Annotated in this window: 11 protein-coding genes; 7 read left to right on the top strand and 4 right to left on the bottom strand. The window is 55.2% G+C overall.

Annotated features, from left to right (window positions below):
* Position 1: 1 nt before the first annotated feature.
* Positions 2-1,267, bottom strand: coding sequence for a hypothetical protein (locus Enr10x_RS06010; RefSeq protein ID WP_197996408.1), 1,266 nt, complete (start codon positions 1,265-1,267; stop codon positions 2-4).
* Positions 1,268-1,510: 243 nt separating this feature from the next.
* Between Enr10x_RS06010 and Enr10x_RS06005 the strand changes: the two genes are divergently transcribed.
* From Enr10x_RS06005 to Enr10x_RS05995, 3 genes are all read left to right on the top strand, one after another.
* A complete protein-coding gene (locus tag Enr10x_RS06005; protein ID WP_145448436.1) occupies positions 1,511-2,935 on the top strand; it encodes a neutral/alkaline non-lysosomal ceramidase N-terminal domain-containing protein in 1,425 nt (474 codons plus the stop codon).
* Positions 2,936-3,163: 228 nt separating this feature from the next.
* On the top strand, positions 3,164-5,839 hold the full coding sequence (acnA, locus tag Enr10x_RS06000) for an aconitate hydratase AcnA (RefSeq protein ID WP_145104970.1): 2,676 nt from the start codon (positions 3,164-3,166) through the stop codon (positions 5,837-5,839).
* An 11-nt stretch (positions 5,840-5,850) separates the two neighbouring features.
* Positions 5,851-6,795 (top strand): RluA family pseudouridine synthase, encoded by a 945-nt coding sequence (locus Enr10x_RS05995; RefSeq protein ID WP_145448435.1) that lies wholly within the window; start codon positions 5,851-5,853, stop codon positions 6,793-6,795.
* Positions 6,796-6,825: 30 nt separating this feature from the next.
* Here the strand turns inward: Enr10x_RS05995 and sthA are convergent, their stop codons facing one another.
* On the bottom strand, positions 6,826-8,322 hold the full coding sequence (gene sthA / locus Enr10x_RS05990; protein ID WP_232093245.1) for a Si-specific NAD(P)(+) transhydrogenase: 1,497 nt from the start codon (positions 8,320-8,322) through the stop codon (positions 6,826-6,828).
* A gap of 316 nt (positions 8,323-8,638) precedes the next feature.
* On the opposite strand from sthA, the gene msrP reads away from it, so the two are divergent.
* Entirely contained in the window at positions 8,639-9,646 is a 1,008-nt protein-coding gene (gene msrP, locus Enr10x_RS05985) for a protein-methionine-sulfoxide reductase catalytic subunit MsrP (protein ID WP_197996407.1), read from the top strand.
* Positions 9,647-9,733: 87 nt separating this feature from the next.
* Here msrP and Enr10x_RS05980 read toward each other — a convergent pair whose 3' ends face one another.
* Positions 9,734-10,474, bottom strand: coding sequence for a Bax inhibitor-1/YccA family protein (locus Enr10x_RS05980; protein ID WP_145104964.1), 741 nt, complete (start codon positions 10,472-10,474; stop codon positions 9,734-9,736).
* A 322-nt stretch (positions 10,475-10,796) separates the two neighbouring features.
* On the opposite strand from Enr10x_RS05980, the gene Enr10x_RS05975 reads away from it, so the two are divergent.
* The 3 genes from Enr10x_RS05975 (at position 10,797) to Enr10x_RS05965 (ending at position 16,178) form a co-directional block, all read left to right on the top strand.
* Complete coding sequence (locus tag Enr10x_RS05975; RefSeq protein ID WP_145104963.1) at positions 10,797-14,636, top strand: hydantoinase B/oxoprolinase family protein; 3,840 nt, start codon at positions 10,797-10,799, stop codon at positions 14,634-14,636.
* A gap of 202 nt (positions 14,637-14,838) precedes the next feature.
* Positions 14,839-15,375, top strand: a complete 537-nt coding sequence (locus tag Enr10x_RS05970) for a peptidylprolyl isomerase (protein ID WP_145104961.1) — start codon at positions 14,839-14,841, stop codon at positions 15,373-15,375.
* Between the two features lie 5 nt (positions 15,376-15,380).
* Entirely contained in the window at positions 15,381-16,178 is a 798-nt protein-coding gene (locus Enr10x_RS05965; RefSeq protein WP_145448434.1) for a putative hydro-lyase, read from the top strand.
* A gap of 10 nt (positions 16,179-16,188) precedes the next feature.
* Here the strand turns inward: Enr10x_RS05965 and Enr10x_RS05960 are convergent, their stop codons facing one another.
* Positions 16,189-16,476 carry a hypothetical protein gene (locus Enr10x_RS05960; protein WP_145448433.1) on the bottom strand — a complete coding sequence of 96 codons (288 nt, stop codon included), beginning with the start codon at positions 16,474-16,476 and terminating at the stop codon, positions 16,189-16,191.
* Positions 16,477-16,635: the final 159 nt, after the last annotated feature.

Genomic DNA, 16,635 nt, shown 5'->3' with positions numbered 1-16,635 from the left:
ACTACTCGCCGATCTTCACGATGACTTTCCCGCTGTTATCCGCCATCTCATGCCAGGCATCGCGGCAGCGGAGAAAGAGTTTTCCACTCGCCGGGGCTCGAAAACGACCTGCTTCACCCAGTTCGAATTCTTCAGTGAGTTCGTATTCATCCCGGTCATTTTCCAGAAGTACCGCTCCCACCAGCCTGCCCTGTCCAGTATCGCTTCCATTCGCACTTACAGGATCAACTTCATCGCTGGTTTTCCAGTCTCCCTCAGACGTATATTCATATTCCTGCCCTTCCTCAACCAGCACACGCGACGCCTGCCAGCCCTGCTGAGCATTGATCTTTGAAGTCTGCGGACGCACAGAGTTCGCTTTGCGGAATTTCGCATTCCAGTCCCACTGACACAAGTCACAACGATATCCCTGATCAAAATGCTTCAGGAAAAACAGGTACTCAAACGAGATCTCCCGCGCCATGGAACCGTAGGTTTTGCTGAACGAAACTGGTTTCTTCATCAACAACCCCAGTCCCAGCGGTCGGAACCGGTTCGCATAATTGGGATTGGTCGCCAGCAAGTGACACAACGCCCAACGCCAGCAGTAATTCTCCCAGGAATCGCCTGTGGTTTCGTTGGAATTGACAATCTCATTCAGACTTTTAGGCTCGCTGCGTTTGATGTAATTTACCACGTAACGCTCGCAGTTGACTGAGAGAGGCTGCCCTTTTCGGGGCACCTCTTTCCAGTTGTTGCCCATCTCTGCCATCCCTTCGCTGTACCAGACAGGTCCGGTATGACCAAAGTTCTGTGCACAATAGGCGTGCACCGCCTCGTGCTGCGGCGTCCCTCGCTCCGAGATGGCATACACGATTGACTTGGCCTGGATCGCTCTCCCTCCGCGGAAGCGGACACTGCTCATCGTTACGCCCCCACCTCCTGAAACGGAGCGAACACCCATCGGGTGCAGACTGCCCGCCGGCCAGTTGGCCAGATCCTTCACCACATAGCATTCAATCACGCTGCGATTCGGGCTGCCCCAGTAGGTAGAGATAATGACCAGCATCTTTTCCAGACGCGCCAGTAGATCGCGGGCTTCATCAGACGAAAGATCGGTATGGATCAGAAAATTTTTCGAGCGGTAATCGCGCGGCGCAGTGGAACCGGCGCCAGATCGGGACTGCGCGATCAACTGATTTCCGCCACTACACCAGAGACACCAACAGCAGCAGATCAGAGGTATCAGCAGAGCCTTTTTGAATTTGACCAGATGGATGACAGACAATATCCCTCTCCCCGTTTCAGCCCGAATGAAACTGACTGGTTCTTTATGATTGATTCGCCTCACAAACCCCTCAACTACATTTTAACAGGTCACCGACCTGACACAATTTACATTGGGAAAAGAGCGAGAACACATCCCAATCGCTTGATATGTCAACTCCCCCCCTTTACTCTGAGGGAAAACTGTTTATAAAGAAGGTTTAATTTCTTCTGTTTCCATCTCCCAGAGTAAGAGGGATTCTTCATGCATTATCTAACGCAGTTTCGCACCGGTATTCTACTTCTGCTGATTTCCTGTGTTCATTTGTCTCACTCTCCCCAGGGATTTGCAGACGAAGCACTCTGGAAAGCAGCGTCTGCCACAGCCGTCATCACTCCCCAGGAAAACCTCTGGATGGCAGGATACGGCGGTCGGAAGGCACCTGCCGACGGTAAAATTCACGATCTCTGGCTCAAAGTCCTGGTCATCGAAGCCCGCGACGGGCATCGTGGTGTCATCGTCACCACAGATACTCTGGGAATTCCCCAGTCGATCTATAACAATGTCTGTATGGCACTGAAGAAGAAATTTGACCTGGATCGCAGCCAGATCATGCTCAATGCCTCCCACACGCATTGCGGCCCCGTCTTGCGTGGTGCCCTGCACGACATCTATCCCCTGAACGAAGAGCGGATCGCGCAGATCAACAAGTATTCCGACGAGTTGGAACAGAAACTGGTCAACGCCGTCACTACCGCGATCAAAAATCTGGAACCGGCCAGTCTCTGGACCGGCCAGGGCCACACCAGCTTCGCCGTCAACCGCCGCAATAACATGGAACCGGATGTTCCCAAGCTCAGAAAAGCGGGACAACTCAAAGGCCCCAGCGATCACAGTGTTCCCGTACTGGCTGTCAAAGATAAGAACGGCAAACTGAAAACCGTCGTCTTCGGCTACGCCTGTCATAATACGACTCTGGGGATCCAGCAATGGTGTGGCGACTATGCCGGCTTTGCCCAGTACGATCTGGAAGCCATGTTCCCCGGTGTGACCGCCATGTTCTACATGGGCTGTGGTGCCGACCAGAACCCGCTCCCCCGCCGCACCGTCGAACTGGCCCAGTCCTACGGTTCCCGACTGGCCCACAGTGTCGCCGATACGGTTCGACTCCCGATGGTCGAACTCGATCCGGAACTGAAAACAGAAATTGAAATCGTCGATATCAAACTCGGCGATGCCCCCTCAAAAGAAGAGCTCGAAAAACTGGCCGCAGGGAATCCCGATAACTACCGCACCCGCTGGGGAACTCGTCTGCTCAAACAGCTCAATTCAGGAAAACCCTTTAGAACCTCTTACCCGTTTCCGGTGCAAGTCTGGCTGATGGGCAAACGGCAGCTCTGGATCACCATCGGCGGTGAAGTCGTCGTCGATTACGCTCTGGGCATGAAAAAAATGTTTGGCGACAGTACCTGGATCGCAGGTTACTGTAACGATGTGATGGCCTATACGCCTTCTCTGCGGGTTCTGGAAGAAGATATTCCGCCCCGCAAATCATCCCGCTGGGGTTACGAAGGCAACACATCGATGGCCGTCTATGGATTACCCGCCAACCGCTGGTCTGACGAAATTGAAGACAAAATCGTCGAGAGCGCCAAGCGGCAGGTCGAAAAGGTCCGCAATGGAAAATAGACCCCGCCAGCCTTAAAATCTGCCTTTTCTGACCCGAATATGCCGCTGAACTCCAGCTTCTGAGGATGTTTTGCGTTTTTCGCCCCCCTGCCGTTTGTCGCGCGGGAAGCGAAATCCTAGAATGCAGCATATTCAGTTCTGAACAGCAATCAATCTATGACAGGTTCGCCGAAGCAGCCTGTTTCTAATAATTTACCTGATTTTTAATGTAGCACTGAGGAGAGATAAATGGCTTCCGGAAATCCTTTTGGCGCGGAAGGTCAATTAACAGCAGCTGGTGGTGAATATAAATACTACCGTTTACAGAAACTCATTGATGACGGCATTGGAAATATTGAATCGCTGCCTTACTCGATTCGCGTGCTCCTGGAATCCTGCCTCCGGAACGTGGATGGCTTCGTCGTCAACGAATCTGACGTCAACAATCTCGCCAACTGGAGCGCGGAGTCGCCCAACCCCGTTGAAATTCCGTTCAAGCCCGGTCGCGTCGTGCTGCAGGACTTCACCGGCGTTCCCGCAGTCGTCGACCTGGCAGCCCTCCGCAGTGCCATGGTTCGCCTGGGCGGCGATCCTCAGAAAATCAACCCGCTGGTTCGCTGCGATCTGGTCATCGACCACAGTGTGCAGGTCGACGAATTCGCTACCAAACTCTCGCTGCAGCATAACGTCGAAAAAGAATTCGAACGCAACCAGGAACGCTACCAGTTCCTCCGCTGGGGACAGCAGGCCTTCGATAACTTCGGCGTCGTTCCCCCCGCAACCGGGATTGTCCACCAGGTCAACCTCGAATACCTGGCCAAAGCGGTCCTGACGAAAGACGGCGTCGCTTACCCCGACAGCCTCGTCGGTACCGACAGTCATACCACCATGATCAACGGCCTGGGCGTCGTCGGCTGGGGTGTGGGTGGTATCGAAGCCGAAGCCGTCATGCTCGGTCAGCCGATCTACATGCTGACTCCTGAAGTCGTCGGTTTCCGTCTGGAAGGCAAACTCCCCGAAGGAGCCACAGCCACCGACCTGGTACTCCGCATCGTCCAGATGCTCCGCGAGCATGGCGTCGTCGGCAAGTTTGTCGAATTCTATGGACCGGGTCTGTCCAACATGAGTCTGGCCGACCGTGCTACGATCGCCAATATGGCGCCCGAATACGGTGCCACCATCGGCTTCTTCCCCGTTGATGACGAAACCCTGAACTACATGCGTCGTACCGGACGTACCGACGCTGAAGTCGATCTGGTAGAACGCTACTACAAAGAACAGGGCATGTTCCGCACCGACAGTTCTCCAGACCCCTCCTTCACCAGTAAGCTGGATCTGGACATCTCGACGATCGAAGTCTCGCTCGCCGGTCCCAAGCGTCCGCAGGACCGCATCGCACTGACCGACATGAAGTCACACTGGCACAGCGATCTCAGTGCGACCTTCGGCAAGCAAGATCCTTCGCCGACCCATGCCGCTGTCGAATATGACGAACAGAACTTCGAGCTCAAAGACGGTTCTGTTGTGATCGCCGCCATCACCAGCTGTACCAACACCAGTAACCCCTCGGTCATGCTGGGTGCCGGTCTGCTGGCGAAAAAAGCTGCTGAAAAAGGCCTGACCCGCAAACCTTGGGTCAAAACCAGTCTGGCTCCCGGAAGTCGCGTCGTCACCGACTATCTCGAAAAAGCCGGCCTGACTCCCTACCTCGATCAGCTCGGCTTCAACCTGGTCGGCTACGGCTGCACCACCTGTATCGGTAACAGTGGTCCGCTCCCCGCTCCGATTTCCAAAGCAATTAACGATAACGACATCGTCGCCGCTGCCGTCCTTTCCGGAAACCGGAACTTCGAAGGACGTATCAGCCCCGATGTCCGAGCCAACTACCTCGCCAGCCCGCCGCTGGTTGTGGCTTACGCCCTGGCAGGGACGACCGACATTGATCTCAGCACTGAACCGCTGGGCCAGGATTCCGATGGCAATGATGTCTTCCTGAAAGATGTCTGGCCTTCTCAGGCTGAAGTCAACGCGGCCCTGGAATCGTCCATCAATCCGGAAATGTTCCGCGATGAATACGGCAAAGCCACTCAGGGATCTCCCGAATGGCAAGCCATCAACGGCGGCGACGGCGATATCTTCGAATGGGACGAAAAGAGTACCTACGTGCAGGAACCTCCCTTCTTCGTCGACATGCCTGCCGAGCCTGCTCCCATCAGCTCAATTACCGGAGCGAAAGTGCTCGTCTCCGTGGGTGATTCGGTCACCACTGACCATATCTCTCCCGCCGGAGCCATTAAAGCCGACTCCCCCGCAGGTAAATACCTGCAGGAAAATGGTGTCACCCCCGAAAACTTCAACAGCTACGGCAGCCGTCGTGGAAACGACCGTGTCATGACCCGCGGTACTTTTGCGAATATTCGTCTGAGCAACCTGCTGGCTCCCGGCACCAGTGGTGGTGTCACCACTTACCTGCCGACCGGCGAACAGACTTCGATCTACGAAGCTTCGCTGAAATACAAAGAAGCCGGTACTCCACTCGTCGTTCTGGCAGGCGGAGATTACGGTATGGGTTCGTCTCGCGACTGGGCCGCCAAGGGAACCTTCCTGCTGGGCGTCAAGGCCGTCATCGCGACTTCGTTCGAGCGGATTCACCGTTCCAACCTGGTCGGCATGGGCGTACTGCCGCTGCAGTTTCGTGAAGGCGAATGCCGCGAAGAACTCGGTCTGGACGGCACCGAAACTTATGACATTGAACTGGACGACAACCTGAAGCCCGGCCAGGCGATCCGCGTGACCGCCACCAAAGAGGATGGCACACAGGTCCTGTTTACCGTGCAGTGTCGTGTCGATACCCCCGTCGAAGTCGAGTACTACCGTAACGGCGGAATTCTGCACAAAGTTCTCCGTGATCTGGCGAAAGCCTGATCACAGAACTGATGGAGCCAGCCTACGAAACCGATCTGATTGTCGAGGATTACCTGGATGGTGCCCGCATCGATCGGTTTCTCAGCCGTCATTTCAGAAATTATTCGACGCATCGTCTGCAACGCATCGTTCAGGCAGGGTTTGCCAAAGTCAATGGCATCCCTGCCGAACCGTTGCAACGCGTCTTTCGCGGGCAGCAGATCAGTATTCTCCTCGCAGAGCCGCCGGATAAAACCTATCAACCCGAGCCTTTGCCGCTGGAGATGCTCTACGAAGACGCGTGGCTGATGATCGTCAACAAACCACCGGCGATGATCGCGCACCCCGCGGGAAATATTCACTCCGGAACCGTCGCGAATGCACTGCAGCACTACCTGGATCAGCAGACCGGCGTCCGCAGCCTGCTCCGCCCGGGCATCGTGCATCGCCTGGATCAGTTCACCAGCGGTATCCTGATCGTCGCCAAGGAGCACCTGGGACACCGCAGCCTCTCAATTCAGTTCCAGCAGAACCGCGTCAGTAAAGCCTACCTGGCAATCATCCGCGATCAACCCAAAGACGACCACTTCGAGAATGACGCCGCCATCGGAGAGCATCCCACCCAGGCCGGCGTCTGTATGTCGACTCACCCACAGGCGAAGAAAGCCAAATCCGCCTATACCCGCTTTGAAGTCCTGGAGCGATTCGCCGGTTACTCTCTGGTCCGTGCTTTTCCGCAAACCGGTCGCCTGCATCAGATTCGCGTGCACCTGGCTGACCTCGGCTATCCCATTATCGCCGACGACTTTTATGGCAATGATGAGCGACTGGAAACGGACCGGCAGTTGATTTCCCGACAGGCACTGCATGCTGAACAGATCGAGTTTGCGCATCCGGTCACAGGATTAAAAATGAAGATCTCCGCGGGAGCGCCTGATGATTTCCACCAGGCGCTCAAGCGGTTACGGAGCGCCTAAACTGGTTCAGAAAGGTTTCCTTTTTCAGCCTCACCTGTTTTTCGTAAGAACTTTCTCGATTGCAGTTTCGTCCTGCGTATCCTGACTGCTATCCGCCATCTGTTTTGAAGCCGCCTTGGAAGATTTCGACTCTTCAAACAGACGATCCAGACTCATTTTTTCCAGGGCATCAAACGCAGCCACTTTGTAACATTCTGCCATAGTCGGATAGTTGAAGACCGCGTTCCGGAAATATTCAATGGTGCCACCAAACGACATTACGGTCTGCCCGATATGCACGATTTCCGTCGCGGCTTCTCCGATCGCATGGATCCCCAATATTTTAAGAGTTTCCCTGTGGAACAGGATTTTCAACATTCCGTCCCGGTCGCCTGAGATCTGCCCGCGGGCAATTTCCCGGTAGCGGGCCGCTCCCACTTCGTAGGGAATATGTGCCTCAGTCAACTGCTGTTCTGTTTTCCCGACCATCGAAATTTCCGGGATTGTGAACAGGCCGTAAGGCATCAGATCGAATGCTTCAAACGGTTCATTAAAGGCATTACAAATCACGCGCCGGCCCTGCTCCATGGAAACGCTCGCCAGCGCAGGGAAACCGACAATGTCACCCGCACCATAAATGTGAGGCACCCAGGTCTGATGGTCTTCATTGCACCACAGCCGACCACGCTCATCCGGTTCGAGGCCCGCGGCCTGGAAATTCAATTCGTCTGCATCTCCTACACGTCCGACGGTATACAATACCGAATCTGCCACCAGTCGCTTACCACTTTCGGTCTGTACTGCTGCCATCGAATCGGAAAATCGTTCGATGCCAACCACTTCTTCGCCCATGCGAAAGACCATTCCCAGCGAGCGGGCATGGTGAATCAGCGCATCGATAATTTCCCGGTCACAGAATTCCAGCAGGCGTTCCCGTCCGTCAAGGACAGTTACTTCCACTCCCAGCGTGGCGAACATGATCGCGTATTCAATCCCGATCACACCGCCGCCAACGACGATCATCGAACGGGGAATCTGTTTCAGATCGATAATTTCGTCAGAGTCAAAAATCGTTTTACCATCAAAGGGAATATGTGGCGGACGGGAGGGTTTGGTACCAGTCGCGACCAGAACATAATCACCATAGAGAACCTTCCGCCCGGTCTCACCGTCGACAGCGACCTCATGCGGGCTGACAAACTGGGCCTCTCCGATAAAGATATCTACGCCGTTCCGCTCAAGCTGATCGTGAATGATTTCCAGTTCGTGCTCTGCGACATCCGCCAGTTTCAACCGCAGATCCTGCATCGTGACACGTCGCTTGCGGCGATACCATTTGCTGTAGACGTCTCGGTGCCGATACCCGGTTAAATATAAAATGGCTTCGCGCATCGTCTTGGAAGGGATTGTCCCTTTATGCAGACAGACGCCCCCCATGCCACGAAAGTTGCGTTCAATGATGGCAACCCGTTTTCCTAATTTGGAGGCGGCAATCGCTGCCTTCTGACCGGCAGGACCGCTTCCGATAATCACTATGTCGAATTTCATGGATCTAATCTCAATCACTCAGACCAGGTTTCACAGCAGCGGATATCCCGTCCCGCATGTCAAACTGAGAAAACTGGTCAAAATTTTCTACGTAAACAACCACCTCTAACTTCGGCCATGAGTGGGTATGGAAAAGATAGAAAGATTGATCTGATCCCTGAAACAGGCTATTTTGCGCTCAGGCTGACGGTTATACTGATTGTATGCCCCGAGCCAAAAACTCCCCCGAGGGGGAACTCCTCCTGATCAAGACCACGGAAGTGTCTGCCTCGCCACACATTGCTGCACGCTCTGATCTCAGACCAAAGGAACGCTGATGAATCATATGCTTCGTAAAATCTGGAATGTTCCGGAACACACCCACACCCCCGAATCGGTGTACCAGAATCGCAAAGCACATCGCCGCGAGTTCCTCAAGCTGATGAGCTATGGACTGGGAATTGCCGGCTTCGCAGAGCTGCTCTCTGGTTGTGAACAGGCAACAAAAGAAGAAATCGAACAGGCGGGTGCCGTGAAGCCACTGCCGAAAGACCTGCAGTCTGTCTATCCAGCCAGGCGGAACGAAGCATTCAAATACGGGCGCCCGGAAACAGTAGAAATTGAGGCGGAAGAATTCACGAACTTCTATGAATTCACCGGTCCCACCAGCAAAGAAGCCTGGAAATATGTAGATAAATTCCAGACCACTCCCTGGTCGGTCACCATTGAAGGGGAATGTGCCAAACCCCGCACCTTTGATCTGGATGACCTCTACAAAGAGATGCAGTTTGAGGAACGGGCCTACCGTCACCGCTGTGTCGAAACCTGGGCCATGTGCGTTCCCTGGACCGGCTTCCCCCTGGCCAGTCTGCTGAAACTGGTCGAACCCAAACCGACGGCGAAGTACGTTGCCTTTGAGACCTTTAATAAACCCCAAGAAGCGCCGTACATGGAATCAAGCGGCGCCGGTACCTGGCCCTGGCCCTACACCGAAGGCCTGACCATTGAGGAAGCAATGAACGATCTCGCCTTCATTGCCACCGGCCTGTATGGGAAGCCACTGCTGAAACAGAATGGAGCACCGATTCGGCTGGTTGTCCCCTGGAAATACGGTTTCAAGTCAGGCAAATCGATCGTGAAGATCAAGCTCATGGCCGACCAGCCGGCGACCTTCTGGAATTCCGTCAATCCGGGTGAATACGGATTCGTAGCCAACGTCAACCCTGACAAACCGCATCCCCGCTGGAGCCAGCGTACCGAATGGATGCTCGGCACGGAAAAACGATACGATACGCAGATCTACAATGGCTATGAAGAGTACGTCGGCGGCCTCTACACCGGCTGATCTCTCAGCGCATGAAAAAAGACCGGGCAGAATTGACTCTACCCGGTCTGATATTTCAGATGGTTGCTCTATTGACCAGCGAACCGCTTAGTCGTCAGAGGCGAACATCATCACGATCCGCAGCACGTACCAGAACAGTGTGGCAACAGAGGCGAACAGGGCCAGTGAAGCCGAGACATACTGATCGGTGGAGTAGTGATGCAGGACGTTCGAAGTGTCATACAGGATGTAACCGCTGAGCAGCAGCACCATCGCTCCTGCAAACAGATATCCCAAGGTGAACCCGAACAGGGCAGCACCGATGGCAATCCCGATCGCGGCCAGCATGGCGATCGTCAGAAAGCCCCCCAGGAAGGAGAAGTCCGCACCAGTGACAAAGACATACGCCGTCAATCCCCCGAAAATACAGAGGGTAATGATCGCGGCAACCGGAATCACATGCGCTTCCGGGTTGGTGAATCTTGTGGCGACATACAGAATTGGCACAAAGATCACGGCCTCTGCCACGATATACAACGCCAGCCCGGCATACTGCGTCCCGAGTGATTTGGCACTGGAAGCCATGGCACTGGCAATCCAGCTGGCAGCCATGAAGGCGATCAGCACCAGCCACCAGTTACCGCCGATGGCTGCCACCATCCTGTCGACGAGAGCGTCGTTGCTGAACAGAATGAATTCCAGCCCCATGAAGGCCATAATCGCACCGAACAGGTGCATGTACGTTTTGCGGATAAACGCAGCGCGTTCCTCTGCAATCGCATCGATTGCAAACATACCGCGGCCGGCCGTCGTATCCTGGTCGTAGTAGTCAGGATTAAAGTTGTTCATTGACTGATTGCTCCATGAGAATGAGAAAAGATATTCCAGGCGAACACGGAATGGTCATCGTATCAGAATACTGTCCCGCCGGCACTGCGGTTTCAAGGAAGGGCAGGCGGGTGGAATAATTATAAGTCACACTGCACAAAATTCAAGTACCAGTAGGGACTCTTTAATTTTTCATATTTTACTCAGCCGGTTACCCGGTCTGGCTTCCCGGCGGGTTCGTTGTGTCCACCCGCCGGTTCTGTTATTTCATACGTAAGTCTACGTCAGAGAATTCAAAAAATTCCACTCAAATCCGGGAAATCGCTACGAAATTTTTGCTGAAATGAATGGCACAAAAATGGAAGACATGGGAAAAAAATGGGAATTCTGGATCGATGTCGGCGGCACCTTCACAGACTGCATTGCCCGCTCTCCCCGGAATGAGTTCATTCCCTTTAAGACTCTTAGTTCGGGTATTACCAAAGGACGTGTACAGGAAATCCCTGATCCCACGACCATTGTTGACCCTTCCCGCCAGGGTGCCCCGGCAGACTTCTGGCAGGAATACCAGATCGTATTTCTGAATGAAGCGGGACAGTCCGTGCATTCGGCACAGGTGACGTCCTTTGACACCACAACAGGGACCCTGCAGTTCACTCCCGGTCTGCCTGAGTCGGTTTCCGTCTCATCAGGTTATGAACTCACTTCCGGGGAAGAAGCGCCTGTCCTGGCCATTCGCTGGATTCTTGGCCTGAAAAAGTCCGACACGATTTCCAACGTCATCGTCAAACTCGGCACCACCCGCGGCACGAATGCCCTGCTCACCCGCAACGGTGCCCATACCGCCTTCATCACCACCCGGGGCTTCGCCGATGTCCTGCTGATCGGCAATCAGGATCGCCCCCGTCTGTTCGACCTCGTGATTCAGAAACCGGAACCCCTGTTTGAAACCACGGTCGAAATCGACGAACGCATCGATGCGGAAGGAAACGTCCTGCAGGCCCCCGATCCACAAACCATCCGCCAACAGCTTGAGGACCTGAAGTCAACCGGCGTGGAATCACTGGCAATCTGCCTGCTGCATTCTTTCGCCAATCCCGAACATGAAGAATTGATCGCCCGACTGGCAGAAGAGGCCAGCTTTGATGAAATCAGCGTCTCCAGCCGACTCTCGCCACTGATCAAGATCGTTTCGCGCGGTGATACAACCGTGATGGATGCCTACCTGAATCCGATCCTCAAAGACTATATCAAAAAACTCCGCACACCGTTGGAAAACTGCGAGCTCAAACTGATGACCTCTGCTGGCGGACTGGTCGATGCCTCCCATTTCGTCGGCAAGGACAGCATCCTCTCGGGCCCTGCCGGTGGCGTGATCGGTTACTCCCGCGTGGCAGAAATTGCCGGCTTCCCCCGCTCCATTGGTTTCGACATGGGCGGCACCAGCACCGACGTCTCCCGCTTCGACGGAGTCTATGAACGGGAGTTCGAAACCCGTAAAGCCGGCGTCCGTATCGTCGCCCCCATGCTGAGCATCGAAACCGTCGCGGCCGGCGGGGGCAGTATCTGTGGTTTTGACGGCATTAAGCTCCACGTCGGCCCTGCCAGTGCAGGCGCTGATCCGGGCCCGGCCTGCTACGGTCGCGGCGGCCCGCTGACGGTGACCGACCTGAATCTCTACCTGGGGAAAATCATTCCCAGCCGATTTCCGTTCGCCCTCGATCGCAGCGCTGTCGAGCAACGTCTGACGGCACTCTGCCAGAAAATTGCAGCATCCCCCATGGGAAAAACCTACACGCCCCTCGAACTGGCTGAAGGTTTTCTGCAGATCGCCAACGCCAACATGGTTCGCGCGATCCGAAACATCTCTGTGGCCCGCGGCTATGATCCCGCTGATTACGTTCTGGTCAGCTTCGGCGGTGCCGGCTCACAGCATGCCTGTGCCATCGCCCGTTCGCTGGGCATTCATGAAGTGTTGATCCATCCCTGGTCCGGCATCCTCAGTGCCTTTGGCATCGGTCAGGCCGACGTCCGTCGCTTCGGACAACAATCCGTGCTCCAGCCCTGGACCGATGATCTGCAGCAGGAACTTCAGACCCGCTTTGCGAAACTCGACCGGAGTGTCTACGACGAAGTTCGTGCCGAAGGGATTCCCCCCGAACGCATCCAGTCGCCAGAGCACTCACTCGAAATGCGTTACCTGGGGACCGACGCGACCATCCAGATTCGCTGCCAGGAGGGAGTCGATGAACTGACACAATTCGAGCAGGAACACCAGAGACTATACGGTTATAAACACACGGGCCGCGGAATCGAAGTCACCGCCCTCCGTACCGAAATTGTTGGACAGATGGAAGCCCCCAATCTACCTATCGCAGAGCCGGTCTCACGTACGCCGCAACCGATCGAAACCACTACTGCCCACTTCCAGGGACAGGCTCTGGAAACCTCCGTCTACCTGCGTGAAGACCTGCAGCCCGGCGACCAGCTTGCCGGCCCCGCCATTATCTGCGAAGCGATCTCCACGGTGATCATCGATCCCGGCTTCACTGCGGAAATACTGCCCCGTGGTGAAACTCTGATGCGGGAAACCTCCCCCCAGACTGGAGGCCATGCCGAGATCAGCACCGAAGCCGATCCGGTCATGCTGGAAATCTTCAACAATCTGTTTGCTTCCATCGCCGAGCAAATGGGGATCACTCTGCAGAAGACTTCAATCTCGACCAACGTCAAAGAACGCCTCGATTTCAGTTGTGCCGTCTTCTCTTCCACCGGAGACCTGGTCGTCAATGCTCCGCACATCCCCGTCCATCTGGGAGCGATGAGTGAAACCGTGAAACGGATTATCGCCGACAACCCGGATCTCGGCCCAGGCGATGTCTTCGTGACCAACGATCCCTATCGCGGCGGTTCGCATCTGCCCGACGTGACCGTCATCACCCCCGTGCATCACCCGGAAAGCGAAGAACTGCTCTTCTTCACGGCCAGCCGTGCTCATCATGCGGAGATTGGCGGTATCGTCCCGGGCAGTATGCCCCCCTTCTCGAAAACGCTGGCGGACGAAGGCGTTCTGATTCGCAACTTCAAACTCGTCGATCGAGGCACCTCACGCGAAACCGAACTTCGCGAACTGCTGCTCGCGGGCGAACATCCTTCACGGTCCGTTGCCGACAATCTCGCGGACGTCTCCGCCCAGGTCGCCGCCAACAACTGTGGTGTGACACTGCTGAATGATCTGGTCCGCCGCTATTCCCTGCCCGTCGTACAGGCCTATATGAAACATATCCAGCAGGCTGCTACCGAAAAAATGCAGCTCGCACTCGAAGCCATCGAAGACGGCGTCTACTCCTTCACAGATCACCTGGACAACGGCGCGCCGCTCTCCGTCAAAATCACGATTACAGGCGGTACCGCGGTTGTCGACTTCACCGGTACCGGCCCCGTGCTGGAGACAAATCTGAATGCGAACCGCGCCATCGTGAACGCTGCGGTGCTGTATGTCTTCCGCTGCCTGATCCAGGAAGACATCCCCCTCAACAGCGGGGTGCTCGCACCAGTCGAGATCATTCTCCCGGAATGCTTCCTGAATCCCCCCGAGCGGGACTCTCCCGCCGAGTGTGCCGCCATGGTAGGCGGCAATGTGGAGACTTCCCAGCGGACCGTCGACACCCTGCTCGGCGCCCTGCACAAAGCAGCTGCCAGCCAGGGAACGATGAACAATCTCACCTTTGGCGATGAAACTTTCGGCTATTACGAAACCATCTGCGGAGGCAGCGGCGCGACTGTCGACAGCGACGGCACCGATGCTGTCCACACACACATGACCAACACCCGTTTGACAGATGCTGAGATCATTGAACGCCGCTACCCGGTCCGCTTGCATGAGTTCTCGATTCGTACCGGCTCGGGAGGGGCAGGTCGACATCGGGGTGGAGACGGCATCATCCGGCGGATCGAGTTTCTGAAACCGTTGCGCATCTCCCTGCTCTCGGAACGACGGGGCGAATATCCTCCCTTCGGACTGGACGGGGGAGAACCGGGGAAGGTCGGCGAAAACCTGCTGCAGAAAGCGGGAGATCCGCTGGAGGAATCACTGGGGGGAAAATTCTCACTCGTCGTCGAGGCAGGCGACACGCTGACCATCAAAACTCCCGGCGGAGGAGGTTTTGGCACTCCCGGTTAACGGGCTTCCGGAGAGACAACAGTTTGTTCACCCCTCTGTATTTGCCCTCCTGCAGGTTTTGACCGTTAATTGCGGTCTCTGATTCAATATTAGCGGGTTCTGCTTTGTGCTTTCGAACCAGAGGCGGTAAGGTAGCGCTATACTGATCCAGGAAACGTATCACTCACTATTTATAGAACAGATTCAAAGAAGGAAGAGTACCGTGTCTGAAAACCGTCGCGCAGAAGTTGATGCCGCGTTGGCCGATGTTGATTTTGACAAGTTCGATTATCAGGTGGTCTTTGAAACGACCAAGGGAACCATCCGCATGGACCTCTATCCCGATGTGGCTCCCGGGCACTGCAAGAACCTGATCGGCCTGACCAAAATCGGTTTTTATGACGGGATCATCTTCCACCGCGTCATACCTGATTTCGTGATCCAGGTCGGCTGCCCGCAAGGTACGGGTACTGGCGGACCGGGTTACACCATCGACGCGGAATTCAATAATATTCCTCACGAGACCGGCGTGCTCTCCATGGCTCGCACCAGCGATCCCAATTCCGCAGGTTCACAATTCTTTATCTGCCTGGGCCGCGTGCCCCATCTGGATAACTCCTATACCGTTTTTGGCAGAACCAGCGATAAGGAAAGCGAAGCCGTTGTACTCGAGATTGGCAACGTTGAAACTGACCATGGCGATCGTCCTCTGGAAGAGGTCAAAATCACGGGGTCCGAAGTAATTGCTAAGGAAAAATAGTCACGATGAGCGTCGATCGTGCTTCGCTGTTAACCGGTGCGGCAGTGCGGGAAGCCTGTCGCACCAACCAGTTCACCGGGCAGACATCGGGGGTGGCCCCCGGTTTTGCCCAGGCGAATCTGGTCATTCTTCGGGAAGTCGATGCCGCTCATTTTCGTGAGTTCTGTGAGAAAAACCCCAAGCCTTGCCCTGTTCTGGAAGTGACCGAAGCAGGCAATCCCTGTCCGCGAGAATCCACTCCAGATGCCGACCTGAGGACTGACCTGCCCCGCTATCGTGTCTGGAAGTCGGGCGAACTGGTGGAAGAACCAACGAACATCGCACATCTCTGGCAGGACGATCTGGTTGCGTTTCTGATCGGCTGTTCGTTTACATTTGAAGCGGAGATGATTCGGTCTGGCCTGCCGGTCAGACACATCGATCTGGGAGTCAACGTTCCCATGTATCGCACGAATGTTGCCTGTGAAGCCGCGGGGATTTTTTCCGGCCCGCTGGTGGTTTCCATGCGTCCCTTCCAGCCTGCTGATGCGATTCGTGCAATTCAGATCACGGGCCGTTTCCCTGCAGTCCATGGTGAGCCCGTGCATCTGGGCTTTCCGGAACAGTTGGGAATTTCTGACCTGAGCCAGCCTGATTTCGGGGATCCCGTCCCCGTACACCCGGGAGAGCTACCGGTCTTCTGGGCCTGTGGTGTCACGCCACAGACCGTTTTGATGCAGGCGAAGCCGGAATTTGCCATTACTCACAGCCCGGGCTGCATGTTCGTCACCGACTGGAAAGACGAACAACTCGCCACTCGCTAAAACCAAAGCATCAGGAATGTGATTTCACCTGCGTTGCCGGCTCGTCAGCAGATGTGGTATCGGGCAGATGCAGAGAACGAATACGATAGTCTTCCCAGAGCAGAGAATAAGCGAAGCAGGGTTCCCGCTCCAGCGTGTAAGCCACAGGCTGACTTTCCCAGAAACTCATCAGGTTCCCCTGTGGGGGATTCAGATACAGTCGCTGTTTGCAACGCGGGCAAACTGTCCCGTGGGGAGTTGCCTGTGTCTCAGCGGCCTGGTGTTCCAGACAGATCGTTGTCGCGTGTTCGTTTCTCATAATGCCCAATTATATCGAGGCAGTCGGGGTGCTCTCCAGTTTTTTTTCGAGTCCGGATGACAGATTTTCAGAGAACGCTTTCAGGCTCATGTTCTTCTCCGGAAGTTCACCGTTTTTCGTATTCCGATCGTCCGCTACAGTCCTGAGAACCAGCCTGAC

The organism is Gimesia panareensis (assembly GCF_007748155.1).
Lineage (GTDB): Bacteria > Planctomycetota > Planctomycetia > Planctomycetales > Planctomycetaceae > Gimesia > Gimesia panareensis.
Note: the sequence above shows the minus strand (reverse complement) of the source record. Positions and strands in the feature narration are given on the sequence as shown.

What these genes read in the sequence shown, in the direction of transcription:
- Enr10x_RS05975 (WP_145104963.1), top strand. Translation starts at nt 10,797, where the DNA reads ATGAATGGCACAAAAATGGAAGACATGGGAAAAAAATGGGAATTCTGG.
- Enr10x_RS05960 (WP_145448433.1), bottom strand. Translation starts at nt 16,476, where the DNA reads ATGAGAAACGAACACGCGACAACGATCTGTCTGGAACACCAGGCCGCT.
- Enr10x_RS05995 (WP_145448435.1), top strand. Translation starts at nt 5,851, where the DNA reads ATGGAGCCAGCCTACGAAACCGATCTGATTGTCGAGGATTACCTGGAT.
- acnA (WP_145104970.1), top strand. Translation starts at nt 3,164, where the DNA reads ATGGCTTCCGGAAATCCTTTTGGCGCGGAAGGTCAATTAACAGCAGCT.
- msrP (WP_197996407.1), top strand. Translation starts at nt 8,639, where the DNA reads ATGAATCATATGCTTCGTAAAATCTGGAATGTTCCGGAACACACCCAC.
- sthA (WP_232093245.1), bottom strand. Translation starts at nt 8,322, where the DNA reads ATGAAATTCGACATAGTGATTATCGGAAGCGGTCCTGCCGGTCAGAAG.
- Enr10x_RS05980 (WP_145104964.1), bottom strand. Translation starts at nt 10,474, where the DNA reads ATGAACAACTTTAATCCTGACTACTACGACCAGGATACGACGGCCGGC.
- Enr10x_RS06005 (WP_145448436.1), top strand. Translation starts at nt 1,511, where the DNA reads ATGCATTATCTAACGCAGTTTCGCACCGGTATTCTACTTCTGCTGATT.
- Enr10x_RS05965 (WP_145448434.1), top strand. Translation starts at nt 15,381, where the DNA reads ATGAGCGTCGATCGTGCTTCGCTGTTAACCGGTGCGGCAGTGCGGGAA.